Origin of the sequence: Psychrobacter halotolerans (assembly GCF_039680845.1) — a bacterium.
Classification (GTDB): Bacteria; Pseudomonadota; Gammaproteobacteria; order Pseudomonadales; family Moraxellaceae; genus Psychrobacter.
The window spans coordinates 354,655-381,190 of sequence record NZ_JBDKWD010000003.1 but is presented as its reverse complement, the minus strand read 5'-3'; the positions used below and the strand labels follow the sequence as shown (position 1 = coordinate 381,190).

The 26,536-nt window shown below is 43.7% G+C and carries 19 protein-coding genes and 1 tRNA gene; 9 read left to right on the top strand and 11 right to left on the bottom strand.

Annotation, left to right across the window (positions count from 1 at the left end; translation table 11 throughout):
- Positions 1 to 81 precede the first annotated feature (81 nt).
- The 4 genes from AAJP47_RS08150 to AAJP47_RS08135 are packed head-to-tail and all read left to right on the top strand — an operon-like array spanning position 82 to position 3,423.
- Positions 82 to 1,005, top strand: a complete 924-nt coding sequence (locus tag AAJP47_RS08150) for a 5-oxoprolinase subunit C family protein (RefSeq protein WP_346717407.1) — start codon at positions 82 to 84, stop codon at positions 1,003 to 1,005.
- Positions 995 to 1,729 carry a 5-oxoprolinase subunit PxpA gene (pxpA, locus tag AAJP47_RS08145; RefSeq protein WP_346717406.1) on the top strand — a complete coding sequence of 245 codons (735 nt, stop codon included), beginning with the start codon at positions 995 to 997 and terminating at the stop codon, positions 1,727 to 1,729. Before AAJP47_RS08150 ends, pxpA begins: the two co-directional genes overlap by 11 nt.
- Positions 1,730 to 1,783: 54 nt before the next feature.
- Positions 1,784 to 2,971: an NRAMP family divalent metal transporter gene (locus AAJP47_RS08140; protein ID WP_346717405.1), complete on the top strand. Its 1,188-nt coding sequence runs from the start codon at positions 1,784 to 1,786 to the stop codon at positions 2,969 to 2,971.
- Between the two features lie 29 nt (positions 2,972 to 3,000).
- Positions 3,001 to 3,423 (top strand): acetyl-CoA carboxylase biotin carboxyl carrier protein, encoded by a 423-nt coding sequence (locus tag AAJP47_RS08135; protein WP_346717404.1) that lies wholly within the window; start codon positions 3,001 to 3,003, stop codon positions 3,421 to 3,423.
- Between the two features lie 130 nt (positions 3,424 to 3,553).
- Here AAJP47_RS08135 and AAJP47_RS08130 read toward each other — a convergent pair whose 3' ends face one another.
- Entirely contained in the window at positions 3,554 to 4,450 is an 897-nt protein-coding gene (locus tag AAJP47_RS08130) for a LysR family transcriptional regulator (RefSeq protein WP_346717403.1), read from the bottom strand.
- 152 nt (positions 4,451 to 4,602) lie between these two features.
- Here AAJP47_RS08130 and AAJP47_RS08125 point away from each other — a divergent pair, with 152 nt between their 5' ends.
- Positions 4,603 to 5,736 carry an alkene reductase gene (locus AAJP47_RS08125; RefSeq protein WP_346717402.1) on the top strand — a complete coding sequence of 378 codons (1,134 nt, stop codon included), beginning with the start codon at positions 4,603 to 4,605 and terminating at the stop codon, positions 5,734 to 5,736.
- Between the two features lie 132 nt (positions 5,737 to 5,868).
- Here AAJP47_RS08125 and AAJP47_RS08120 read toward each other — a convergent pair whose 3' ends face one another.
- Complete coding sequence (locus tag AAJP47_RS08120) at positions 5,869 to 6,054, bottom strand: membrane dipeptidase (protein ID WP_346717469.1); 186 nt, start codon at positions 6,052 to 6,054, stop codon at positions 5,869 to 5,871.
- 208 nt (positions 6,055 to 6,262) lie between these two features.
- Here AAJP47_RS08120 and AAJP47_RS08115 point away from each other — a divergent pair, with 208 nt between their 5' ends.
- Both AAJP47_RS08115 and AAJP47_RS08110 read left to right on the top strand, forming a co-directional pair.
- Complete coding sequence (locus tag AAJP47_RS08115; RefSeq protein WP_346717401.1) at positions 6,263 to 7,975, top strand: molecular chaperone HscC; 1,713 nt, start codon at positions 6,263 to 6,265, stop codon at positions 7,973 to 7,975.
- 209 nt (positions 7,976 to 8,184) lie between these two features.
- The gene (locus AAJP47_RS08110) at positions 8,185 to 10,020 is read left to right on the top strand and encodes a J domain-containing protein (protein WP_346717400.1); all 1,836 of its coding nucleotides are present in this window, start codon (positions 8,185 to 8,187) and stop codon (positions 10,018 to 10,020) included.
- Between the two features lie 94 nt (positions 10,021 to 10,114).
- On the opposite strand, the gene AAJP47_RS08105 is transcribed toward AAJP47_RS08110, so the two are convergent.
- From AAJP47_RS08105 to AAJP47_RS08065, 9 genes are all read right to left on the bottom strand, one after another.
- Positions 10,115 to 11,164, bottom strand: a complete 1,050-nt coding sequence (locus AAJP47_RS08105; protein ID WP_346717399.1) for a dipeptidase — start codon at positions 11,162 to 11,164, stop codon at positions 10,115 to 10,117.
- A gap of 2 nt (positions 11,165 to 11,166) precedes the next feature.
- Positions 11,167 to 12,318, bottom strand: a complete 1,152-nt coding sequence (gene pqqE, locus AAJP47_RS08100) for a pyrroloquinoline quinone biosynthesis protein PqqE (RefSeq protein ID WP_346717398.1) — start codon at positions 12,316 to 12,318, stop codon at positions 11,167 to 11,169.
- Entirely contained in the window at positions 12,318 to 12,599 is a 282-nt protein-coding gene (gene pqqD, locus AAJP47_RS08095) for a pyrroloquinoline quinone biosynthesis peptide chaperone PqqD (RefSeq protein WP_346717397.1), read from the bottom strand. The genes pqqE and pqqD overlap by 1 nt, the downstream gene beginning before the upstream one ends.
- Positions 12,596 to 13,363: a pyrroloquinoline-quinone synthase PqqC gene (gene pqqC, locus AAJP47_RS08090; protein WP_346717396.1), complete on the bottom strand. Its 768-nt coding sequence runs from the start codon at positions 13,361 to 13,363 to the stop codon at positions 12,596 to 12,598. Before pqqC ends, pqqD begins: the two co-directional genes overlap by 4 nt.
- 12 nt (positions 13,364 to 13,375) lie before the next feature.
- On the bottom strand, positions 13,376 to 14,287 hold the full coding sequence (gene pqqB, locus AAJP47_RS08085; protein WP_346717395.1) for a pyrroloquinoline quinone biosynthesis protein PqqB: 912 nt from the start codon (positions 14,285 to 14,287) through the stop codon (positions 13,376 to 13,378).
- Positions 14,288 to 14,358: 71 nt separating this feature from the next.
- Complete coding sequence (pqqA, locus tag AAJP47_RS08080) at positions 14,359 to 14,433, bottom strand: pyrroloquinoline quinone precursor peptide PqqA (RefSeq protein WP_082894360.1); 75 nt, start codon at positions 14,431 to 14,433, stop codon at positions 14,359 to 14,361.
- Between the two features lie 715 nt (positions 14,434 to 15,148).
- A tRNA-Arg gene (locus tag AAJP47_RS08075) sits at positions 15,149 to 15,224 on the bottom strand.
- 70 nt (positions 15,225 to 15,294) lie between these two features.
- On the bottom strand, positions 15,295 to 16,107 hold the full coding sequence (locus AAJP47_RS08070; RefSeq protein WP_346717394.1) for a hypothetical protein: 813 nt from the start codon (positions 16,105 to 16,107) through the stop codon (positions 15,295 to 15,297).
- A gap of 90 nt (positions 16,108 to 16,197) precedes the next feature.
- A complete protein-coding gene (locus AAJP47_RS08065; RefSeq protein ID WP_346717393.1) occupies positions 16,198 to 16,728 on the bottom strand; it encodes a hypothetical protein in 531 nt (176 codons plus the stop codon).
- A gap of 617 nt (positions 16,729 to 17,345) precedes the next feature.
- Here AAJP47_RS08065 and AAJP47_RS08060 point away from each other — a divergent pair.
- Positions 17,346 to 21,863: an exodeoxyribonuclease V subunit gamma gene (locus tag AAJP47_RS08060; protein ID WP_346717392.1), complete on the top strand. Its 4,518-nt coding sequence runs from the start codon at positions 17,346 to 17,348 to the stop codon at positions 21,861 to 21,863.
- A 120-nt stretch (positions 21,864 to 21,983) separates the two neighbouring features.
- Complete coding sequence (locus AAJP47_RS08055) at positions 21,984 to 26,489, top strand: UvrD-helicase domain-containing protein (protein ID WP_346717391.1); 4,506 nt, start codon at positions 21,984 to 21,986, stop codon at positions 26,487 to 26,489.
- The last annotated feature ends 47 nt before the right edge of the window (positions 26,490 to 26,536 follow it).

Here is a 26,536-nt window from a genome sequence, read left to right as displayed (position 1 = left end):
CTCTTTTTAAAATGGATCGACTATAGAGTCATAGCTATAAAGGTAATACGAATAAAAAATATAAATAAATAGGTGGTATCAATGAAAATTTTAGACGCAAGCGCTCTTGCTAGTATCCAAGATTCGGGACGATTGGGCTATCGAAGTATGGGCGTGGGCAGAAACGGAGCAATGGATAGCTGGTCGTTGCAAGCTGGCAACGCTTTGATAAAAAACAAGCTTAACGAGCCGGCCATTGAAATTGCTTTGGGTAATTTGACCATAGAGTTTGAAGAAGATGTCAGTTTTTGCTTAACGGGCGCATTATATGAAGCCTATTTAGACGATAAGCGCATTCCTTGTTATTGGCGTATTAATGCCAAAGCCAAGCAAATACTTAAACTCGTACGTCCGCTACAAGGTATGTATACCTATTTATGCATACACGGCGGCTTTGATATTGAACCAGTACTGCAATCGACCAGCACCAATACCAAAGCAGAGTTTGGTGGCTTTGAAGGTAGGTATCTTAAAGCCGACGACGCATTAAATGTGAGAGTCGCTTCAAGCTTGCACATTATCGGAGTGACTCGCCTTGCACCAACCCAAACGATCAGAGTGATAAAAAGTAGCGAGTATGACTGCTTTACCGCAGCTTCTCAAAAAGCGTTTGAGGCGCAGCAGTGGAAATTGCAAACGAACAGCAATCGTATGGGCTATCGCTTAGCTGGCGAGTCTGCGCTTGAACTTATTGAGCCTGTACAAATGAGCTCGCACGGCGTAGATATCGGTATGATTCAAGTACCACCGCAAGGGCAACCCATTGTTTTGATGGCCGACGGACAAACGACGGGCGGTTATCCTAAAGTTGCTACCGTCATCAACGCAGATATCGGACTGATGGCACAAATTCGGTTTGGTAAAGCGTGTCAGTTTACCGTCGTAGATGTAGAACAGGCTTTATGTGAACAACAAAAAAGACACCATTATATTGAGCAAATTAAGGAGTACGCCCATGAAAATTGATTTGAATGCCGATGTCGCCGAAGGCTGCGGGCAAGATGATAAATTATTAACGATAGTCAGCTCCGCGAACGTCTGCTGTGGTCTTCACGCAGGTTCTTATAGCGAGATGTTAGCTACCTTGCAATTGGCTAAAAAACATAAAGTGAGAGTCGGCGCTCATCCGGGGCTAGACGATAGAGAAAACTTTGGCCGTATTCATCAGCCTTTAGAGGAAGCCGATTACCGCGCCCTATTGTCGTATCAGTTGGGTGCGACCAAAGCGCTCTGTGATTTGGTTGGCGTGCCTTTAGCATATGTGAAACCACATGGTGCGTTGTATAACCAAGCAGCCGTTGATGAAGACTTATCGGATATCTTGGTGAGCGAAATCAAACGCTTTGATCCAAACTTAAAAGTGATGGGCTTATCAGGCGGTCATCTTGTAAAAGCAGCAAAGGCTCATGGTCTAGAGGCAATCTCAGAAGTATTTGCTGACAGAAACTATGAAAAAGATGGCTCATTGGTGTCTCGTAGCAAAGACAATGCGCTAATAAAAGACACGGATGAAGCAGTTAATCATGTATTGCAGATGATTACGGAAGGGACTGTGACCAGTATTTGCGGCGCAAAAGTGCCAGTAGATGCCCAAAGCATCTGTTTACACGGAGATGGCGAACATGCCATTTTATTTGCTCAGAATATAAAAGAGCAGCTAGAGCGTAAAGGTATAATAATATCCCCCTAATGCTAGGACATACCTTAGTTTTATTGACCTATTTTGTATCACACAAGGATGTTTATGAGTGCCTTAAAAAAACACAATACCGCCATTTTAGGCGCCGCCTTTTTGATGGCGACATCAGCAGTAGGGCCAGGGTTTTTGACCCAAACAGCGACTTTTACCGAAAGTCTCATGGCAAGTTTCGGTTTCGTTATCTTAATCTCTATCGTTATGGATATCGGGGTACAGCTTAACGTTTGGCGCGTCGTTGCTGTCTCCAAAAAACGCGCACAAGAGATTGCTAACTTAGTGTTTCCAGGCGTGGGTTATTTGCTTGCTTTTCTAATCATTGCAGGCGGGCTTGCTTTTAATATTGGTAACATTGGCGGCGCAGGACTTGGCATGCAGTCCATGTTCAATATATCGCCAATCACTGGCGCATTGATCAGTGGTGTCGTTGCGGTGGCTATATTCTTAGGCAGAGAAACTGGCCCCATGATGGATAAATTCGCTCAGCTCATGGGCTTTATTCTCATCATCTTGATTATTTATGTGGTGTTCAAATCTGACCCACCACTGGCAGAAGCGGTTACGAAAACCATCATGCCCGACAAGATTGACGCAGTTGCTATTGTGACTTTGGTGGGCGGTACGGTTGGCGGCTATATTACGTTCTCAGGCGCGCATCGCTTGCTAGAAGCTGGCGTCAGCGGAGAAGAAAATCTAGGCGAAGTGACTCGCAGTTCGGTCACTGGTATTTTAATCGCTTCTATTATCCGCGTATTTTTATTCCTTGCAGTGCTCGGAGTGGTGTCTCAGGGTTTTGCATTGGACCCTGCCAACCCAGCAATGTCGCCTTTTGAATATATCTTAGGAAATGCCGGTAAGGTGATTTTTGGCATGGTGATTTGGGCGGCTTCTGTGACCTCTGTCATTGGTGCAGCTTATACTTCTGTGTCTTTTATGACCAATTTTCACCCGTTCATTGAAACGTACAAGCGCTATTTTATTATTGGTTTTATTGTGATCTCAACACTTGTGTTTGCCACAATTGGTAAACCCGCTCAAGTGCTGGTGCTGGTTGGTACGTTAAATGGTTTGGTATTACCGATTGCCATGGTCATTATTCTTATTGCCGCCTACAGAAAAAATATCGTGGGTAATTACAAACATCCTATTTGGATTGCTGTATTTGGTTGGATCATCGCTATTGCGATGAGTATTTTAAGCGTAATGACGATCGCTAAATATCTTGGTATGAGCTGATCATTAAGTTAAGGTAAGTTAAGGAATGTATGATGGATATAGAAAAAATAGCGCGTGTGGTCAAACTGGTTGAGGGTAGCCAGTTGCACGAAGTCACAATTGCAGAGGGTGGACAGTCTATTAAAGTGGTTAATAATTTGGACTCACAGAGCACTACTAACTCAGTAGAGAACATACCGAACAACGAGCCTGCGCACAAAAGCAGTGAGCCGTTACAAGTACGCGCAACACATGTGGGAAAAGTTTACCTAAGTGAAGACGATGCAACCGATAACTTAGTCAAGGAAGGGGATTACATCGAAAAAGGTCAGACGATTTGCTTCATTGAAGAGCTGACCCGTTTACTACCGGTCGTTAGTGATAAGGAAGGCATCGTTGAAGCTGTCCTCGTTGAAAATGGACAAAATATCGAATATGGACAACCTATTTTAGCGTTGACGGTTGGCACGTAGTTTGGGTGAGTAATCATCATTTAACTAAAAACCCCACAGCATAAGTATGTGGGGTTTTTTGGTATAAACCATTTTAATAAGGTTCAACGTGATTTTAAGATTGTAAATTGGCTATAACTAATAATAGCTATTATAGGTTTCTTAATTGATCAATTAACCAACGATGTATACCACTGTCCTTAGTACGTGGATGCCATGCGGCTATGACCTCAAATTTAGGGGGTAATGCTTCAACCTTGAGCTCTTTGAGCTTAGGGCTTGGCAACAACCGCGAAGGATAATACGCAATCATATCGGTTGTGTGCAAAATATTTGGTACGGCTGAAAAGCTAGGAACTGACATGACGATATTTCGTTTTAGACCTCTTTCTAAAAACCATTGATCATGAGAACCGCGTAAGTTAGCACGCGAAGGCGATACGACCAGCTGCGGATGAGCCGCAACTTGTGCTAGGGTTAATACCTCTGTTGAAAACTCATTTTCGCACCCTGTCACGCATAAATGTTGTTCTTCAAACAGAGTCACATACGATAAATTATCAGGGATAAATTCAGGAAAAGTAATCAGTAAATCAAGCTCACCTGCCGCGATCAGCTGATTGATATTGTCTGAGGCAAAGTCGCGTACGATCAACTTTAAATCGGGTGCGGCGCGTCGCGTTATATTAAACAATTGCGGTAATAATGCCTGTGTTGCATAGTCGGTCGCACTAATCGTAAACACGCCTTTATATGTTTGTGGGTTGAAAATATCCGGCTCTAACAGGGTTTCTAACTGCTTTAATATATGATCAATGGGTTGTTGCATCGATAGCCCCTTTGGCGTTGCCACCATGCTATTCCCTTGACGAATAAACAAACGGTCATCAAACAAATCACGTAACTTACGTAATTGCTCGCTGATAGCCTGTTGGGTCAGACCCATTTTGCGCGCGACTTGTGAGAGGTTTTTTAGATCAAGTAAAGCTTGTAGTACTCTAAGCTGCTTAATATCGAGTCTGTTCATACCATTTATAGTTTGTACCATTAATAGTTGTACCTTAAACAATAAGTGGTTGTTTCTAATTGTACCTTTAAAACGCTATGCTTACCAACACTGCTTAAACAGAGAGTTAAACCTGACAGCAGGTCAATTGACTCAAAGAGTAAGCCCATCCGTTTGTTTAAAAAGAGAGTGTTATGAAACAACCTATTGCAAATACGAGTGCATTATTTTCTTCTGTAGAACTTGGGCCTTATACGCTCAAAAACCGTATCGTAATGCCACCATTAACCCGTTCTCGTAGCACGCAACCTGACAATATTCCTAACGACTTAATGGCAAGCTATTATGGACAGCGTGCGACAGCAGGCTTTATGGTTACCGAAGGTACGCAGATTGAGCCAAGAGGTCAAGGTTATGCATGGACGCCCGGTATCCATTCACAAGCACAAATTGAAGGCTGGAAAAAAGTCACACAAGCGGTACATGCTAAAGAGGGTATTATTTTTACTCAGCTATGGCATGTGGGACGTGTGTCTCATACCAGCCTGCAGCCGCAAGATGCTCGGCCTATAGCTCCATCAGCGATCACTGCTGACAACGTCAAAGTATTTATTGAAACAGGCGTCGGTGAAGGCGCGTTAGCCAATCCAAGTGAACCGCGTGCACTTAGCACTGAAGAAGTTGGCGAGCTGGTAACGATGTATGCCCAAGCAGCGCGCAATGCATTGGAGGCAGGGTTTGATGGGGTAGAGCTGCATTGTGCCAATGGCTATTTGGTGAATCAGTTTATTTCTGAGCATAGTAATACTCGTGATGATGAGTATGGCGGTTCATTAACCAATCGTCTGCGTTTCTTAAAGGAAGTGGTCGCTGCTGTCAGTGAGGTGGTCGGAGCAGATCGCTTAGGGGTACGCTTTGCGCCTTTGTTTGCGAGTACTGATGAGACTCGTGTGTATTTAGGGCTGGTAGAGTCAGATCCCCATCATACGTATATTGAAGCGATCAAAGTGCTCGAGCAAGCGGGTATCGCTTATTTATCAATTGCAGAGGCCGATTGGGATAATGCGCCTGATTTACCAGAGTCTTTTTATCAAGCGGTAAGAGCTGAGTTTTCAGGATGTATCATTTATGCGGGTAAATACACCGTAGAGAAATCGATCGATATGTTATCTAAAGATTATGGTGATTTATTTGCCTTTGGTCGCCCCTTTATCGCCAATCCTGATTTACCAGAGCGCATCGCCAATAATTTACCACTGAATGAGGTAGATCCTGATACGATGTATGGTGGCACCGAAATTGGCTATAACGATTATCCACGCTATTAATATTAGTTAAGAAATCAAACAGTGAATGAGATAAGGCCATTAATGGCCTTATTTTTTTTGCTTATAAATTTGGTACTTTCTAGAATCAAGCAAAGGTTACATGGGATTTTTTATGAAGAACCCTATAAACAATCAATCCCATATCTTACCCAGCACCCTAAACCAGTTTTCTGACGTGACTTTTTCAATAAGCGCATCAGAGAAGTGTCGTTGTTGCATCCGTTCAATCAGCATAGAGATTTGGCTGATATCCGATAATTCGTCGGGCAGCAGGCAACCATCAAAATCAGATAGTGCACTTCTACCTCCCTTCTTTATTATTTATCTTCATAAAATAAACATTTATCGTGAAAATATATTGTATGGCAAGCGCGCTCAATACATAATACGCGAAGCATAAAAACTTGTGCAAACTTCCAAGATTAAAGACAAGTTGATAAATAAAACGGCTGTAGGTTTATGAGCTACCAAGTAATGGATGATCATAAGTGAGCTTAGATAACTGGCTAATAAGAGGCATAAAAGTATGATTATAGGTATAGACCTTGGTACGACTCATAGTTTGCTTGCGATCTGGCAGGACGGCGCGGCAAAATTGATTCCCAATGCTTTAGGGTCGTTATTAACGCCCTCAGTCGTTAGTGTGGATAAAGACGGGTCTATCTTGGTTGGGCAGTCTGCCAAAGAGCGCCTTATTAGTCATCCTGAGCAGACCGCCAGTGTCTTTAAGCGGTTTATGGGCAGCCAAAAGGTATACCGCTTAGGTACGCAGCGCTTTAGTGCGGAGGAGCTATCGGCGCTGGTGTTAAAATCGCTAAAAGCTGATGCTGAGGCTTATTTGGGTGAGCCTGTCACCGATGCCGTTATTACAGTACCTGCTTATTTCAATGACCATCAACGTCATGCAACCAAACATGCGGCACAAATGGCGGGTCTAACGGTACGACGCTTGCTGAATGAGCCGACAGCAGCAGCGATGGCCTATGGCTTACATGAGACAACAAAAGATTGCGAGTTTCTCGTATTGGATTTGGGCGGAGGCACCTTCGATGTAACCTTGCTCGAATTGTTTTCAGGCGTTATGGAGGTGCGCTCAAGTGCAGGTGACAATAGCCTTGGCGGGGAGGATTTTACAGAGCTGTTGGTACAAGGGTTTATCGGGCGTTGTCAGCCAAGTAAGCCTTCTAATGAGTTTTGGCAGCCTTATATCTCACTGTTATATGGGGAAGCGGAAACGTGCAAACGCACATTGACACATCATAAGCAGGCGTCGATGACCATGACGGTAAATGAGGTGACGTATACTTGGACTGTGACCGAATCGGCATTTGAAAAACTTTGTGAGCCTCTATTTCAAAGGTTCCGTGACCCTATTGAGCGCGCTGTTCGCGATGCCAAATTACGCATTAAGACGCTGGATGAAGTGGTCTTAGTGGGCGGAGCCACGCGTATGCCAATCTTTCGTCAATTGATGACACGGCTACTTGGTCGCTTCCCTTCGGTACAGATGAATCCTGATGAAACAATCGCTATTGGTGCGGCGATCCAAGCAGGTTTGGTAGCAGAAGATGCGGCTTTAGACGAGGTTATCCTGACTGATGTTGCGCCGTATTCGATGGGAGTCGATACCACACTTGAGATTCGTGAAAATCAATACCAGCACGGTGTTTTTGCGCCTATTATCGAGCGCAATACGGTGATTCCAACCAGTAAGGTGCATACCTTTTCTCCCATGAGTGACCAGCAAAACAAGGTACAGTTTAATATTTATCAAGGGGAGGCGCGCCTAACACGTGACAATATCAAATTGGGCGAATTAACCGTCTCGCTACCGCCAAGTTATCGCGGTAAAGCGACACAATTGTCTATTGAGGTGCGCTTCTCTTACGATATTAATGGATTACTGGAAGTTGATATCGATATGGCAGACAGTGATGAGCGTTATAATTTAGTGATTCAAAATGGTGCTAAGCAGTTGTCACATGAAGAGATTGAGCGTTCAAAAAATCGCCTGTCCAGTCTAAAAGTACATCCGCGCGATCAAGCACAAAACCGCAGTTTGCTGGCGCGCGCTGAACGTCTGTACGCCCAGCGTCTCGGCTTTGAACGTGAGCAATTAGCACGTTTGATTGGCTGGTACGAAAATATCCTTGATGGTCAGAATCCACAGCAAATTCGTCAAGCGAATACGGATCTAGGACAAAGTCTAGAGCAATTTGAGCGTGAGGATTGGTTCTAGTCAGAACCCATTGATATTACTTTATAAAAACTAAATTGCTCAATATAGTTGATCCTAAATAAAATGGATACAAGAAATGATAGAGCGAGACTGGAACCAATTTTTCTTGCTTGCTGTGCCTACGCCGACAGAGGCATCGAAAAATGAGTCCCATTCTCGCTGTGCCTTTTTTATATTGGATCGACTATACCCTGATAAGAGATTAGATTATGGAAGACCGTTGTTGGGATCGCTTAGGGATTGATCCAACTGCTGATATCGCTGCCATCAAAAAAGCGTATGCCAAGCAGCTAAAGTTTAACAAACCTGATAAAAACCCAGAAGGCTTTCGGGATTTGCGAGCCGCTTATGAGCAAGCGTTGGACGAAAGCTATTGGTATGAAGACGACGACTTTGTGGAGGGTGACTTAGTAGAAGACGCATCTTCGGCGACGATGGATGATAACAACCTAATATTCGTAGAAGGCGATATTGAAGGTAATAGTCCTGTTGATTGGTACGACGATACGCCGATTGATGATATTTATTACGATAATGAGGACAACGCGGCAAATGAAGAAAGTGCTGAGAGCGAAGTAGATTTAGACGAGGCAGAAGTTGTCCCTTTCTTTTTTGAATATTCTCCATGGACAGAAGAGTGGGAGCGAGCTGTAGAAGATACGGACGCAACCTCAGACAACAGTGATGAGCATCTACAAGTACTTTTGCAATCGCAGCTTGATACACCGCGTTCCTTAGACGAGCAAAAGGACTTTGAAGAAGCATTGTTGGTTTGGTTTTCCGAAAAACCTTCTATATTTGTTCTTAGTTATCAATTAGTCAGAAGTCATTTTCGTTGGGACAAACGCTTAGAGCATTGGTCGCGCAATGATTATCCGTGGTACATACTTGAATCTCTTGATGAGCGCTACCAACACGTTTCCTACTTTCAGTCACCGACGGCTTTTCGTGGATTTTTGACCCAGCATTTCTCTACGGTAGCAAGCTATTTTCCGTTAGAAAATTCTGATGAAACGAAGGATAACGAAGAAATACAAAAGCTTGTGAGAGTCAAACGCAGCGCTATTTTTAGACAGCTTTTCTTTCCTTTTCGTGTCATCGAGCTGGCGCAAGAGCTAAAAACGTTAGACGCAGAGCTCGACTATCATATACATGAACATCCAGCGGCAAGCGAAGCAGATGGGACAAACACTGAAAATAACAATGCTTTTACTGCGCGCTACTGGCAGCAGGAGTCGCCCTTAAAGACGCTTAACGACTGGGTACTTAACCGTTTTATCGAATTTGAGGATTTTGGTTTGATTGCCATTATCGTGGCAGTCGTTCTAACGATGTTCTCTCTACTTTTTGACAAATCGTGGTTGAGCTTCTATTACGATGGTATCGGCGTATTTGTAGTTGTATCCTTGTATTATTTATTTTGGCAGCTACAGTTACGTTTGTTTTCGACACCAGACAAGTTTGTCTCGTATGAGCCTTGGGCGACCGGTTGGCGCAATGCCAGTATTCTTTTGTTTATATTGGGCTATATCAGCTGGCTAGATATCTCCAAACTGGATTCTATCAGTATGCCAACGTCGCCTGTCTACTTCTTGACTCATTTGGCTGGTGCCAGCTTGTTTACTGCTAACAGTATACGGCAGAGTAATTTTGTAGTGAAAGCAGTATCTTGGCATGCTAGTGTGCTGTTACTTCTAGTAGCAGTATTCATTCCACTCTTCGTCCTTACAAAAGGACAGTCGTTACAAAATACTCCTAATATCTTTCATATTAGTCCATTATTCTGGCTATTATTGGCAGCCCCTGCATTTCTCATCAATCTTGGCGATACTTATGTGCGATTAGAATGGCTAGCTAATGCGAGTTATAAGTTGATTAAGGTGTGGAATATTCTAACTCTAATGGGCAGTCTCCTATTATTCACCTATTGTGCTGACATCTTGCCCAAAATGGACTTTGGCTTTACGGCCATTACTATTGCGTCCATCATTATTATTATGGCATTAAGTAAGTCGATGATTTTAAATAGTTATGATGATATTTAAAGCAAGTCCATGAGATGAGTCTTTGATCCATATACGAGGTCTCAGATTTTAATGTATGGCATTGAATGGCTATCATACAATTGTTAATCAAAGCTCAATCCCATATCTTACCCAAAACTCTAAACCAATTTTTTGACGTGACTTTTTCAATAAGCGCATCAGAGAAGTGTCGTTGTTGCATACGTTCAATCAGCATAGAGATTTGGCTGATATCAGACAATTCGTCGGGCAGCAGGCAACCATCAAAATCTGAGCCAAAACCGACATGATCTTCGCCTAGATGATCAATGAGATACTCAAGATGATCGACGATCACATCAAGTGAGGTTTGCGTATTCCGTTGTCCATCCGCACGCAGAAACGCCACATCAAAATTCACGCCAACCATACCATCGCTTTGTTTGATAGCCGCCAGCTGTCGGTCGGTCAAATTTCTGGCTTGCGTACACAAAGCATGCGCATTGGAATGTGTTGCCACAATGGGCTGATTGATAGTTTCCAGCGTGTCCCAAAACGCCCGCTCGTTCATATGCGACACATCAATCAGCATACCCTTTTGACTACATTCTAAGATAAGGTCTTTACCTTGATCGGTTAGACCAGATCCCGTGTCTGGAGAATGCGGAAAAGGCACATTTAGGCCATCACCAAAGAGACTTTTTCTATTCCACAGTGGGCCAATACTTCTGAGGCCTGCATTATAAAAAACATCCAATAATTCAGGTTTAATGGCTAAAAATTCAGCACCTTCTAAATGTAAGATGATGGCCAATTGCTGATTCTGCTGGCAAGCTTGAATTTGCGCTAAGGATGTACAAATTTGAATCTGACCTTCCGATAGCGCCTCTAGTTGTTGAGCGAGTGCGAGTTGCTCGCAACAAATATCAACGATTTCTTGCGGAGTGAAGTCTTGACTTGAGGGATTGGATAACTTATCAGGATGATTGTTCTGCACATACGCATAGGGCGGTAAAAAGATAGAAAACAGTCCGCCCAGCCAGTTTGTTTGTTGGCAGCGCTTTAAATCTAAGTGTCCCGGCAGTGATCCGTGAATAAAGTCATGTACAGGATCTACGGCTGAGCTCAGCCACAAGCGGGTTAATAGATCGTTGTGTCCATCAAAAATGACTGGCTGAGTATTCATGTTTAATCCATTACCGTACGAGTAGGAATCAGCTGTTCTTGACTTAACAGTTTGGAATTCTTTGGGTTTCTAAAACGCAACTCTTCAAAAGGCACCGGCGTTTCACTATTTACACGTGCTTCCTCAATGAGGTAATGATAAGGCGATTTGCCACATACTGGATCGGCGTTTTTGGCATCGCCCGTTAGCATAAAGGCTTGGCAACGACAACCACCGTAATCACGCTCTTTATCGGGGCAGCTTTGGCACATGTCAGGCATCCAGTCGTCACCGCGAAATTTATTAAAACTCGCAGAGTCATACCAAATGTCTTTAAGCGGTGTTTCGCGTACATTAGGGAACTGTATTGGCATTTGTCTGGCAGCATGACAAGGCAAGGCAGTGCCATCGGGTGCGACGGTCAAGAAAATTTTACCCCAACCATCCATGCAAGGTTTTGGGCGCTCTTCGTAATAGTCAGGCACCACAAAGATCAGTTTGCACTTAATACCAAGCGCTTCAATCTTTTTGCGATACTCATTGGTGATTCGTTCGGCTCTGACCACTTGTTCTTTGGTCGGCAATAGACCTTGTATATTCTCAAACGCCCAACCGTAGAACTGGCAAATTGCCAGCTCAACCGTATCCGCTTCAAGCTCTAAGCACAGCTCGATAATTTGGTCAATCTGATCAATGTTCTGTCTATGAATGACAAAGTTGAGCACCATCGGATAGTCATACTGCTTGACCAAACGCGACATTTCATACTTTTGTTCAAACGCATGTTTTGAGCCCGCCAGGGCATTGTTCACCACCGGATCACTGGCTTGAAAACTGATCTGGATGTGCTGCAGGCCAGATTCCTTTAATCGCTTAATTCGGGCTTCGGTTAATCCCATACCTGAGGTAATAAGGTTGGTATAAAAGCCTTGATTGTGCGCATAAGCGACCAGCTCTTCCAAATCTTGGCGCACGAGTGGCTCACCGCCAGAAAACCCAAGCTGCACTGCGCCCATTTGCCGCGCCTGATCAAACACATCAAACCACTCTTGCGTGGTCAGCTCCTGTTTATACTGAGCATAATCAATGGGGTTGGAGCAATACGGGCATTGCAGGGGGCATCGATAGGTCAGCTCTGCAAGTAACCATAATGGCAGTCCGACTGGCGCAGTCATTATAAATCAATCCAATGTTCACGCTGGGCAACCAGCATATACTCGATAATGTCTTGCTCGATTTCAGGAATATCACCAAACATGGCTTTCACCTTTTTAATAATGTCAGCAATAGAAGCTTGACCATCGATATGTTGACCAATGGCGCTGGCACTGTCATTTAATTTAATCATACCTTCAGGGTAGAGTAAGACATACGCATTCTGAGCGGGCTCATACTGGAAACGATAACCATGACGCCACGTCGGTACGATAGATTGATCTAGATCAGGTATGCTCATTTGAATAATCCTTTGTGCCAGACATTATCAGAAGTAACGCTTTGATAAGGCGCTTGGTTATGAACATAAGCTAGACTCAAGGCATCCAAGATGGTCCATAAGATATCAAGCTTGAACTGTAGGATTTCAAGCATACGCTCTTGTTGTTCAACCGTTTTGAATGAGTCTAGTGTGATGGTTAGACCATGTTCAACATCGCGGCGGGCTTGACTCAAACGCGAGCGAAAATAGGTGTACCCTTCTTCTTTAATCCAAGGGTAGTGTTTTGGCCAAGACTTTAAGCGCGATTGATGAATCTGCGGAGCAAACAGCTCAGTCAGTGAGCTACTGGCCGCTTCTCGCCACGAGGTACGGCGGGCAAAATTCACATAAGCATCGACGGCAAAACGGACACCCGGTAGCACCAATTCTTCAGAAATTACTTGCTCACGCGTCAGACCAACGGCTTCTGCCAGACTGAGCCACGCTTCACGGCCACCGCCATCAGGGTACACGCCATCTTGATCAATCATGCGCTGAATCCACTCTTGACGCACGCGCTGATCGGGACAGTTCGCCATAATGGCCGCGTCTTTCAATGGAATATTGATTTGATAGTAGAAGCGGTTGGCAACCCACGCTTGAATCTGCGGCTGCGTTGCCTGTCCTTCATGCATCATGATATGAAAGGGATGGTAAATATGATAATACTGACCTTTCGCCAAAATCGCTTGTTCAAACGCTTCTGGGCTCAGTGCTGTTTTTTCTTCTTGTGCTGTATTCATATTGTTGTCGCCTTACAATTCAATCTGCATACCGTCAAAAGCCACTTCAACACCATGTTGTTTCAGCTCAGCCGCTTGTTCAGATTTTTCATTCAATATTGGATTGGTATTATTGATGTGAATCAATATTTTGCGAGTATGGTCGAGTTGATCTAAATAATGCAGTGAGCCGTCTTCGCCGCTAATATGTAAATGCCCCATATCTTGACCGGTTTTTGTGCCAACGCCGCATTCTTGCATCTCATTGTCCGTCCATAAGGTACCATCGATCATGACACAATCAGAAGCTTTCATGATTTGCATCACTTCATCATCAATTTTACCCAAACCTGGCGCATAAAAGAGCTGCTTTTGTGTTTTTAAATCTTTCACGATCAGAGCAATATTATCGCCATCATGGGGATCATTACGATGCGGGGAGTAGGGCGGTGCCGAACTTCTAATAACCAAAGGCGTCAATGTTAAGTTGTCAAAGCCTTCAATATTAAAGGTCTGTTTTGGATCAATTTGATTGTATTGTAGGCCACCATTCCAGTGCTTTAGCATATTGAAAATAGGAAATCCTGTCGTGAGGTCTTGGTAGACCATGTCAGTACACCAGACAGGAATCGGACAGCCTTCACGCAGCGTCAATAGCCCTGTGGTATGGTCGAGCTGACTGTCCATCAAGACCACATTTGTGATCCCGGTATCTCTTAATTGACGTGCTGGCTGTGCTGCCTTAAAGTCAAATAATTGCTGGCGAATGTCAGGCGACGCATTGAATAAAATCCAATCGGTGCCGTTTTCTGATATGGCGATGGAAGACTGAGTACGAGTCTTGGCTTCAATCGTCCCTTGACGTACGCCATTACAATTATAGCAATTGCAGTTCCACTGAGGAAAACCACCACCAGCCGCTGAGCCTAAAACGTGAATATACATAAATTGATATTTCCAAAAAAATAAAAGCCCTAATCATCTAGGGCTTTTAATTGATTTAATGCTAATAAATTTTAACGTGCTTCAAAATACATAGTGACTTCGAAACCGATACGGATGTCTTGAAAAGCGGGTTTAGTCCATTGCATGGGATTACTCCGAAAGGATCTTGTTAATTGAATAAATCAGATGAGCTTATAATGGTAGTATAATCCGGCCCTTGGTGTCAATTTCTTAGACGTTAGGCGTGTAAGATTTTAGTAACCTAGCCTAACGGAAAAATCAAACAGCATTGGGACTTTTGACCTGAGTTTCAGTAATTGACTTAACAGCAATTGGCTTGATAGGTATCGCCATGTTGCGAATCATGTGCTAAGGCGTTAACTGAATCGCTGCAAGCGGCAGACGAATAAACTTGAAATATAGCTCAAGGAGACAACTTTTTAGTTTTTGAATCTAACATTTCATCAACAATGCTTTCGAGTTTAATTTTTTTTAATCTCTCTTCAAGCAGAACCTTTGCATCAACCAAGAAATCATCTATTAAGTCACCTATGCGGTGCACTCAATATTAACATTTGATCTTGGGCATAACTCCTGAAAATTCTATTTAAAGAATTTTCCTTGCGCTGCTATAAGGAGGGAATAAATAAAGCGCTGGGAGTGCTTTATCCCGACGCAAGAGAAAATGTGTCATTTTCTGGCATGCAATTTTTTAACGTGGCTCATAAGTCACCTATACGGTGAAGAAGCTATCGCAGCCGTTCAACTTGATAGTGATAAGTCATCTGCCAAAATAGCGAGCCATTTGGATGTTATATCAGGTATAAGAGGTAATGCGAGGTTATGTCTAAATACAATGATTGGTGCGCCCACCAAGACTCGAACTCGGATCGGTCGCTTAGGAGGCAACTGCTCTATCCTGTTGAGCTATAGGCGCATTATGGAGAGACATTGTAGGAAAAAGCAGTCATAAAAGCAATCCACAAAACCCAAATAGAAACGATTTATTAGGATTTGCCATTGCTTAGGGCGTCAGAAACGTCTACCGAGCTGTCATTTGATGGTTTTTTTGAGCGAGAAGTGGGGTTAAATAAATCATCCACACTGTTTCTATATCCCTCAATATTCTGGTAATCATATGCTTTTAAGATATCTTGCCCAGTACTTGAGAGTAAAAAATTCCGAAAGTTAATAGCAGCCGTGTTGTCTGTTAAAATAACCCCTTCAAGCGTTTGCGTTTGATCATCATTCAACGCATAGCTATAAGAATTCAATGTGCGCGTCTCTGTATTATAAGTCTGTGTCATACCCGTTTTATCATCGACAGCTGGTTCTTCATTGTCTGCATCAGATTTATTGCTACTTGCTTCATTTTGCTTCTTGTTGTCTTGCGCGGACTTTATCTCTGCTTGTAAAGGCGCAAGTTGGGCAGTAGACAGGCTGTCATTTGCGATGATCATGTCTGTACCAACAACGAAATCGGAGTTTCCACCACCATTAACAGCATCTGACAACGTTAAAAGAGAAGGAGTAGCCACATAGTTTGTCATGACTTTTATGTGAGGATAACGCGACTCAAAACGGACAATGACCTCTTCTAAGACGGATTGTAAGCTTTCTTCTGCTTGTATATGCAAAGGAATGTTGGAAGGAGCGCTTTCATCGTCGTCCTCAGCCATTACCTTGGGTTCGTTCTCGTTCGCCATGACAGGTAGTGGGTCTATATTTTTACGATTGTTAAGCCATAACCAAGTAAAGATAGCAATAAAGAATATCAGCAGTAAAATCAGCCCAGTCAGTAGCAGCTTGTAGTCTTTCATATATAACCGCTCTTCTCTTGGTTAGTGGGGTTTAAAATGGTAATGAGAGGCTTAGCAACATCTTATACTTGGTTTAAGATGACGCTTGATTTAAAGCGGTTGATGCAGCACCTCAGTGGTTAAGTTTGACAACATTTCTGCAAAAATATCTTTTTGTGCAGTAAGGGTAGACACCCGTTCGTCATCCTTTTGACTGATATGGTCGTTCTCATTGGCCTCAGAAGGGGGATAGTTTGACGGGGAAGCGGTCTGATTGTCAATTGCTTTTGTTTGTTCGGTTGTTTGAGAAGCCGTTAGTGGTAACTGATCAGCTATAACTTGCTCTTTGAGCCAGTCAAAGCCGTGTGTCTCCCACCAAGACTCAAAACGCGATAAGTTTCTACCATGTAAAGCGGCAGGCAAGTCTAACGTATGCAGTTTCTTTGCCAATATAGGATCGCTAATGGTTTGATGTCTACTAAGGTAAAGCTCACTACCATCACCCTTATAGCGCTGCCTATTTTGCCATGATACGTCATCGATTTTCATACGTGGTAATCGCCATAATTCACCGCGATAATACACAACATAAAAACGCTGTTTGGGATGAACGAAAATGGCATCAATGGGACGGATAGACATAATGTTTGGTTATCCCGGTAGTAAAAAGTGTAAAATACAGACAGCAAGTAGACGTCGATTTGACAGAAATATTGGCGTTTTATTGTCTGATAAAGGGTCTGTCAATAAGTATTAGTAGCCCAACTAAGAACGAGACGACATCTGATGTCGTAAGGTATGACAATACTGAGATCTGTACTGGTAAACGCCGACTATCAATGGCACACTGACTATCAGCACAGATGATAAGTATTATAGGCCAACCAGCACAGTCGGTCGCTAATATTATTCTTAATCTTGTGTTTATATTTATCTATGATTAGGGTAAACATAGACGTAGAGAATGACTATACTCACTCTATTTATCTTCGAATTGTCTAAAAAATCGCCTCTGTCAGTGCCATGGTTGAATATGCAATACGCCCTAGATGCTAGCAGAAATGTAATACAGTGACGACTACCAAACATGGATTGATCAGTATTTTGTTCAGTTTTGTCTTTATTTTGCTCAAAGCTTTTAATAACTTAAAACCCTCAATAACTCAAAGCGCTTAAAGATAAGTAATAGCATCTCAATCATAATAAACCGTCTTTGTTAGCTTTCATATTCTACTCCTACTTCAATCAGATTATCCGTTATGTTTACCATTATTCAGTCGCATCGTACCGAAAACCTTGTTAATCAACTGCTGGTGCAATACCAGTCAAAGAACCAATCTGTTTTTGAGCCATTTATCGTTATTGTGCCTTCAATGGTATTGGGCGACTGGTTGGATAAGACGATTGCCAGTCGAGCTGGCATCAGCACGTTGGTGCGTACGAAATTTTGGGGTCAGTATCAGTGGACGCTGATGCAGGATGTGTTAACTCGCCATAATAGTTATTTGTTAGACAATAACCCTGAGACAGCCGTTTTGAATGTGCCTGAAGTGGCCGTATTATCGCCAACAGTGATGCAGTGGCGGCTGTTTGGGTATCTGACTTACTACCAAGAGTTGATTGTTAAAGATGAGGCGCATCCGGTTCACCCATTGCTGGCGTCTTTGATTGATGAGCCACAAGAAGGGGTCAAGCAAGGTGCTGTACAACAAGATAAGGCGCAACAAGATGCGCGTATTTGGCAGCTGGCAAGTGATTTGGCGAGAGTGTTTAACCGCTACTTGACTCACCGTGAGGATTGGCTGGCTTTATGGTCACACAATAAGCTGCTTAATGTGGATGAGCTAATAGCAGACAAAGACGCCTTGTCCCTGCGCTTTGATAAATATGCGCGCGGTACGCCTGAATGGTTGGTGGCGCATTATGTTGAGCTAGAAGCTGCCCAACGATTTTTATGGACGCACCTGTTTGCCGATGTCCATCAGCACCGTGTGACCATTGAAGACAACTTTTGGTCAGCTTTAAAGCACAATCAGGCAAATGAGCGTGACCAATTGCCCAAAGTACTGCGCATCTTTACCATTCAGCAATTGCCTCAGACCGAGCTCGATTTTTTGCAGCGCTTATCGCAATACATGGACATCACATTATTACACTATAATCCCTCAAAGCTGTTTTGGGCGGACATTGTCGATAAGTCGTGGTTACAGCGTCAGCAGATTATCAATCCTGAAAGCGTGTTTTTACGAGATTATGGTCACAGTTTGCTGTCACGTTTGGGGAAACAATCTCGCGATACCTTTGCCATGCTTGCCAACTTATCAGGTAATGAGCAGTACCAAGAGTCGCTGGTAGAGTGGCAAGACAATTTTGATGACAGGTTGAGTGATGAGCTGGCTCAAGGTGTTAATGACACTGCCTACAATATTGACGATGACAATACCTATCAACATACGCAAAATAGCCTAAGCTTACTGCGACGTTTGCAAAATGATGTGTTGATGCTGGATGAGCAATCGACACAACAAGCGACAGCAGCAAAAGTCTCAGAGGCAGTCAGTCAGCAAATAGAGTTGGGCGTTGAGCAAGAAGCGTCAGAGACGGCATGGTATGACGATGAGGTGCTAGAAAATAAACGCTTTGAAAAGGATCGTTTTTGGTCGATATCTTCGCAAGATAATAGCCTAAGCATTCATTCTTGCCATAATTTACAACGCCAGCTTGAGGTGTTGCGTATTATGATTGGACGTTGGCTCAATGAACCTGTCAAATCTGGTGAAAAAAAACGCCATATCTCCGACATTGTGGTTTTACTGCCAGATGTTGAGCGTCATCATGCGCTAATTGGGTCTATTTTCGTCAGTGGTAAAGGGCAAGATGGTTTGACCCTGCCGGCAAAGGTGACTGGTGTTGTTGACGCGGATATTCGTCAGCTATGGGAAGCCATTATTGGGTTTTATAAGCTGTTAGGCAGTCATAGCGCCCGTTTTGAAGCAGCCGAGGTCTTAGACTGGCTCATGTTGCCGCCTTTGTTTGAAAGCTTTGGGTTGACTCATGAGCAAATGAGCCGTGGTTGTGATTTGTTGATAGAGGCAGGTTTTATTCGCGGTTTTGATGAGCGACATCTTAAGCAAACCTTAGACATTAATGACTACGATTATCGCTTTAGTTTTGCCCAAGCGTTAGACAGATTGGCACTAGGCTTGGTGATGCCAGAGGCGGGTTTAAGTGATTGTTTATATCCTTTGGCACAGGATGAATGGGCGAGTACTGCCTTGCCGGAGATGAGTTTGCCATTGCCACAGGTGAGCCTAAACGATGCGATGATTGTGGAAGCGCTTAGCCGTATATATACGGGTTTGGTTGAGCGACGTGATGATCATACACAAAGAATGAAAGCGGAGGATTGGCTGGATCAGATTGAGACACAAGTCATCCACCGCTACTTTGGCGATGTCGATCAAACGCGTACGATGCGCGCCATATATAATGCTATGAACGGCTTTAAATCAAGTTTGCGAGCCAATCGTCATTATAGGCAGTACTCTAGCGGTGATAGTGCCAATAAGGAAGTTGAACAAAGGCTGGCAGGCGTTGAGCAGTTACCATTAAAACTGAGCTTTATGCTAGACAGTATCGAATGCGAGCTGGAAAGTCAGCAAGTCAGTGCGGAGCCAACGGGCGTGATTACGTTTGGTCGATTTGGTGCCCTTAGGAACGTACCTTTTGAGTTAGTGGTGATGCTTAATATGGATCTCTCAGAGTTCCCTGCGCGTGACCGTGATAACCGATATGATTTAATAAAAGCCACCAATGCCCGTCGCGGTGATAGAGTCAGTGAGGATGATGATAATGGGGCATTTTTGGATGCGATGCTATGTGCTCGTAGTGCTTGCTGGATATTCTATAATGGTCAAAGCCTGACCGATACCCATGAGCATCTGCCAGCCAATCCAGTCAGTGAGTTGCTACAATTCTTGCAAGGTGAAGTGCAGTGGCAAGTGAATTCGCTTGAGACATTGCCTGAAAACATTGATCCGACAACCGAGAGTCTCAAGCGTTATCTACCTAAGCTGATTAAGCAGTGGCTGGTGACTGAGCATCCAGCATTGCCCTTTCATCACAGTTTGTTTGAGACAGAAGTTGAAAATGATGATGCTTCTGACAAGGCGCAACCAAACAACATAACCAATCTCAATGCCACTCAAAGTCCATCTATCGTTGATGTTCAGGATAATAGCGCTGTTACGGTAGCCGATGAGCTAGATGCTTTATTAAATAAAGCCATGCGTAAAACCAAGTTGGCGCAAAAAAAACAATTTCCACCCGCGCCGCTATGGCAATCGGTTTTTAGTACACTAAAAGGAAGAGTCACTAGCGAGCATGCGCAATTGATTGGCTTACCGACCAAAGCACAATACGAGGCAATCGCTCAGGTACTTGGTCAAGGCTTGGGTCAATTGGGACAAGTAGACAATCAGCTCTTATCTACTTTGGCTGAGATGTTAGCGCTAGATAGTGTGGCTGATGTCAATGATGCAACCGATACAGCCGAAGCGCGGACCCAAGCTATTTTTGATCAAGGTATGTTTGATAGCGTATTCAACATTGGAGAGATAGACATTGACGGGGCGCTGGTCTATCAAGTACGGCACCCTGCCAAAGCATTTTTACGTACTCAAAAGGTGCATGTAGTGCAAGGTGAGGAAACGCTGGCGCATCAGGAGCCGCTATTTTTAAATAGTCTGACGACCTATCAGATTAAAGAGCATCTGATTAAGGCGTTGGTTGCCGATGCGACGGGACAGAGTGAGAGTAATACAGCGATTGAGAATGCTACCTCCACTATGATGTATCAAAAAATGATACCAGCAGGGGTGGCTCGCCAAACTACCATGCCCAATCAACAACAAAAACTACAGCAGCAATGCATAGAGTTCAAAGAGCAGCTACTTGCCAATGGTTTTGATGAGGGCGGCATCAGTGAGAATAAAGAAGCGGCTATCGGTTGGCAGCTACTTACCCCAACAACCGAGCATTCCGTTCAGATAGAGTTGAAGACAGTCCTTAATAGGGTTAAGAATAATGAGTCAAGCAGTCAGACAGATATCGAAGCAATACGGCAACTGTTACCAAAGGCCATTAAGATCAAAGGTCTGGTGCCAATAGATGCTCATAAGCCGATAGGATTGTCTTATACTGAGCACTCACCAAAGCAGTGGTTAAATATCTTGCCCAATTCTGCCAGCCCCAAACACCTACTCAAGTTTTGGTTATCGCATCTATACTGGCAAGTTGCCAGACGCACCACTACTGAGCAAGTAGCCTTGAATGATGGCGTCAGTATTTGGCGTTTTAACAAGCCAAGCTTACAAGTGGATACCTATAAGAATGTTATTGCATTTAAACTCAGCCCGATTGTGTACGAAGAGGCGGTGGTTGAGCTGATCAAGTGGGCAATTTTTGGCAACCTATCGGGTCAAGTTCCTATTACGCTACTGCCAGAGTATGCACTCAACTACCTTGGTAAGTGCTCAAAAGCTGAAGAAAGCGAGAGTACAAATGACCGATACTGGTCAAAACGAGCAGATTTTTCAGACTGGTTAAGACCCAGTTATCATTCAGACACGGTATACGATACTTGCTCACAACATGCCATTTGGCAATACCTATTGCGCGATCAAGATGCCTTTAAAGCGTTGTCAGCGGCACTGAATACCTTGGCACAACCACTGTATGCGCCGATGTTTGCGGCCCTAAACGGTCTAGACAATTAGCTAGAATGGCTAACGCCTAATAAAGAAGAGTCATACGTTATAATGTCGCGTAACGATTTTCTTAAGTATCGATGATAGTCTTTTTGATCTAACAGCCAATAATTAAAAGTATATGCCTATATGACAGACGTTACGGACACAACCGATATTACTGATATTTCTAGACAGCCGAGCCTATTCGATGAGTCTTTAGATGACAGGTCTCACTCATCTGATATTCATACGCCTGAAAATGAGGAAATAGGTGAGCGCAAGGTAGAGGCGATACCAGCGGTGGACGTTGAATTGACGGGTAAGCACCTTATCGAGGCTTCAGCAGGCACTGGCAAGACGTGGACGCTAACCGGTATCGTGCTGCGTCTACTGATTGAAGCGCGGCGTGCGCCAGAGCAAATCATTGCCACGACCTTTACGCGAGCGGCAGCAGCAGAGATGCGTCAGCGTATTCACGATCGTTTGGTAGATTTTTATCAGCTACTACAATGGGTCAATAACCTGAGTGCTGATACCAATAATAAAGATATCTTATATCCCGATATATTGCAGGTAACGCCTGATAACGATAAGCAAGCAGGTAATGATCCAAGTATTGATGCAAATGCTAAAAAAGACGTTGATGCGTTCAATCAAGATCTTGACTCTGACCAGCAGGTCGCTAAAGAGAAGCGTGTCCAAGCAAAAGAAACGCGTGAAAATTGGTTGATAGCGCAAGCTAAATACGTACGCTTAGATAAAATCATGCAAGACCCTATCAACTTGCACTTAGTCGGCTATTTGCTAGATTATGTGTATAGCTACCCAATGGCGGAGGCGCTGCGCCGCACCGCACTGGTATTAACAACATTGGATAAGCTGTTCGTGGGTACGCTTGATAGCTTGGCGCAAAAATGGTTGACCGAATACAGTAGCGAGACGGGTCATCAGCAAGGCATGGCCATTATTGAAGACAGCAGTATTGAGCAGGTGACTGACAGTATTATTCATGATGAGCTGCGTCAGTTTCAAAGCCGGTTACACCACGAGCAGCCCAAGCTGTATGCGCTTATGGAGCAGCAAAGTAAGCTGACGGCGGTGAGCGATCATAAAAAGTTTGTTTCTCGCTCGCTTAACTTTATTTCTGCACCGATTGATGAGGTAAATCTGGAGCACAGCTTTGATTTTAACGCGTATGAGCAGCTCATTAGCGAGTTTGCCCAGTTAGACTTAGCTGATATTGAGCCTTATTTGAATCCCGATTATAGAAAGTCGCAAGGATTTAATGGGCGTTCTAATTTATTTAAACAGTTTGATGCCATTATTGAGGTACATCAAAAGATAGCAGAATATCAGCTAGCGTTTAATAGCTATTTAAATGAGCGCGAAAATAAAATTTTGACATCATTGCAAGATGCCAGATACCCAGATGAAGATGGCAAAATCAAGAACTTCAATAAGAATAAAGAAAAAGAGCATCAGACGCTTTTTGAATTACAAACCATCAGCAAGTTAATGGCTCTCCTAGACATGGTTGAAGGCTTAAATCAGCACATTGTCTTGATATTAGCCAATCTCAACCGTTACATTGTGCTTGCGGTACGTGACAGACTGCCCGTTATTTTAGAAGAGCGCGGTGAGACGACCTTTAGCTTACAGATGGTGCGTTTAAACCAAGCATTAACCGGACGACAAGGAGATAAGCTGGCGCGTTATATTCGTCATCACTATCCAGTGGCATTGATTGATGAGTCGCAAGATATCAATGGCGAGCAGGCCATTATGATTGAAAGCATTTACTTGCCAAAAAATAAACGTACGCAAGAGAAAAAAGATAAGCCGTCAACTTCTAATAAAGCCAATCGTGAGTTTTTACTGTTGGTTGGTGACCCAAAGCAGGCTATTTATGGGTTTCGTGGTGGCGATGTGGCCAACTATAACTATATGAAAGCCCAGTTTGATAGCAGCAGTCGTTGGACGTTAGACATCAATCGTCGCTCAAATGCGGGTGTGATCAATGCATTGAATGGTTGGTTTGGCGTACCGACGGCACAGACTGGAGACAATAAGTTATCGCAGTTGGGTAGTGGTATTTATTATCAGTATATCAAAGCAGAAAAGCTAAAATATGAATTGTCTTGGTTTAGTGGTAAAGACACGTTGAATAGCGACTTAGTGACCGAGGTGCTCTCTGCTCAGCCAGTGAGCATATTGCACTTGCCTAGTGGTAAAGACACAGAGCTTGAGTACGACGAGCATGAAATCACCGCGCGTCATATTGCCACTTTGCTCAGTAGTGGTCAGACATTAAAAGGTAAAGCCATTCAGCCGAGCGATATCGGCGTGCTGGCACGTGCTAAAAAGGATTTGAAGCGGGTTGAAGACGAGTTGGTGAAACTGGGTGTGCCGACTTTGACCACAAGCGATGTCAGTATTTTTGAAACCATCATGGCAGAAGATGTGGCAGCCCTACTTAGCGCCATGCTATATCCGTACCGTCATGACATGATTAATCGGGTGTTGACCAGTCATCTTTATGGCCTAAGCATCAAAGACGTTAAAGCGATGATGACGGATCATGAGTCAGGTATTGTTGAGGCCAGTAGTACAACACACGTTTATTCAAAAAATGCGTCAACGATTGATAATAAAAAAAGCTATCAAGCCTTTATCACTTATCTAAAAGAAGGGGCACAGCGTTGGCAGCATTTTGGCATATTGTCAGCGTTACATTACTTATTGGACAAAAGCCCTGTGCAGCCACAAGGCGTTTGGCAATCCTTGGCTGCTCATCCAGAAGGGGATCGGCACATTATGGATCTGCGCCATATGATGGATGTCTTGGCACAGTATGGCACCGGTATGGGTGAGCATGAGCTGTTGGCTTGGTTTAGACAGCACATAGATGCCGCGCCCAATAGTGATTGGGCCAAGCAATATCCGCTACCGACAGAGTCTGGCGTGCAGCTTATGACCATTCATAAGTCAAAAGGACTTGAGTTCCCTATTGTCTATGTACTGGGTATGGGCAATGCCAGTAGAAGGGCTGGTAATAAAGAAAGCTATGGCTTGTATCTGTATAACGCTCAGCAATCTCCTTCCGCGTTAGTGCAGCAGTCTCTACAAAATCAAATAACCGGCAATCAACGCCGCTTCTCACCACTAAAAAGCTCTGCCACCGCCGACGATTACTATACCGATATCGAGACGCGAGAGGGGTTTGATGAGCTACGTAGGCTTGGTTATGTGGCTTTTACTCGCGCCAGTGAGCAGCTTTATGTGGTACTGCAAGACCCAAAAAGAAATATGGATTCTGAATTAAAACCCGTGTTTTATTGGTTTGATTCGTCAGAAGCAAATTTTGAATTGCCTGATAGACTCAAAAGCACGATAGGTATGATTAGAGGGTATAAGGTTAATGAGTTCCATAGTAATCATAGTAGCCATAGTAATGGCCATGCCCAATCAATAAGCTTGAACGATACGGTTCAGCTTACTACCAATAAACCCATGACAGAGGCTATTGAGTACGATACGTTTTCAGAGGTGATGAAGACTGACTACTTTTATGGCTGGGCTAAGACCAGTTTTACCGCATTAGCCCGTCAGTTAGATGAATCCACACAAGCCATGGTTGTGGTGGATGAGCGTATTGACGATGCCATAGATATTGACATAAGAAACGCATCCGCTTCGATGGAGCCATCATCCAATGGCAGTGAGATGCTTCAAGAAGTCAACGACTTAAGTCTCAAGTCAGAGGACGACATCCGCTTTTCCTTTGTTAAAGGCGCTAATGCGGGGACATTTTTGCATGAGGTATTTGAAAAAATTGATTTTGCCAATAAATCACAGTGGTCAGGGGTCATCGATAGAGCGGTTAGTAGCTATCAGCTACCACTCATTTATAGCAGCGCTGAGCAGCAAAGCCGTAGGTTACAAGGTAGTCAGAGAGAAGCGGGCGCTGTTATTGAACCTGATTCAATAGATACGACAAAGCATGACGCCTTGATTAACTGGATTGATGAAGTGATACAGGCGCCGCTATTGGCCTCCAATCAACCTTTACGCTCTCTTAGCGCAAGTCAGCGATTTGCTGAGCTAGAGTTCAACATGGGGTTGTCAGAGCGGTTTAAAGCACAGGATATTAATAAGCTGTTTCAGCAGTATCTGCCTGATGAGACAGACAAACACGTCAATCTGGTGCCGCAAAATAAAACGCATTTATATCGTTATTTACGCGGTGAAATTGATTTGGTCTATGAGCACGCTGGCAAGTATTATGTCGTCGATTATAAAAGTAATTTTTTAGGAAATAGCCTAAGCGATTACGACGAAAACACACTCAAGCAAGCAATGTCGAAAGCAGGATATTGGCTACAAGCAGCGATTTATCAAGTGGCCTTGCATCGATTCTTATCGATGAGAATTGCTGATTATGTAGGCAATGAAGGTAAATATCTAGGCGCGGTAGAGTACGTATTTTTACGAGGCGTGTATGACCCTAATTCTCAAACAGCTGCTCCTCTATCGCAAGATTTTCATGAAGCTCGCAGTAGTACATCACATCATGGTCATTACGGATTAGTGACTTGGGATATCCCAATCGATTTTATTAAAGGTCTGGATGTATTGTTTGGCACACCTGACTAATTTGGCATGCCTGATTAAAAAGTGCTAAATAACGCCTCACCAGCCAC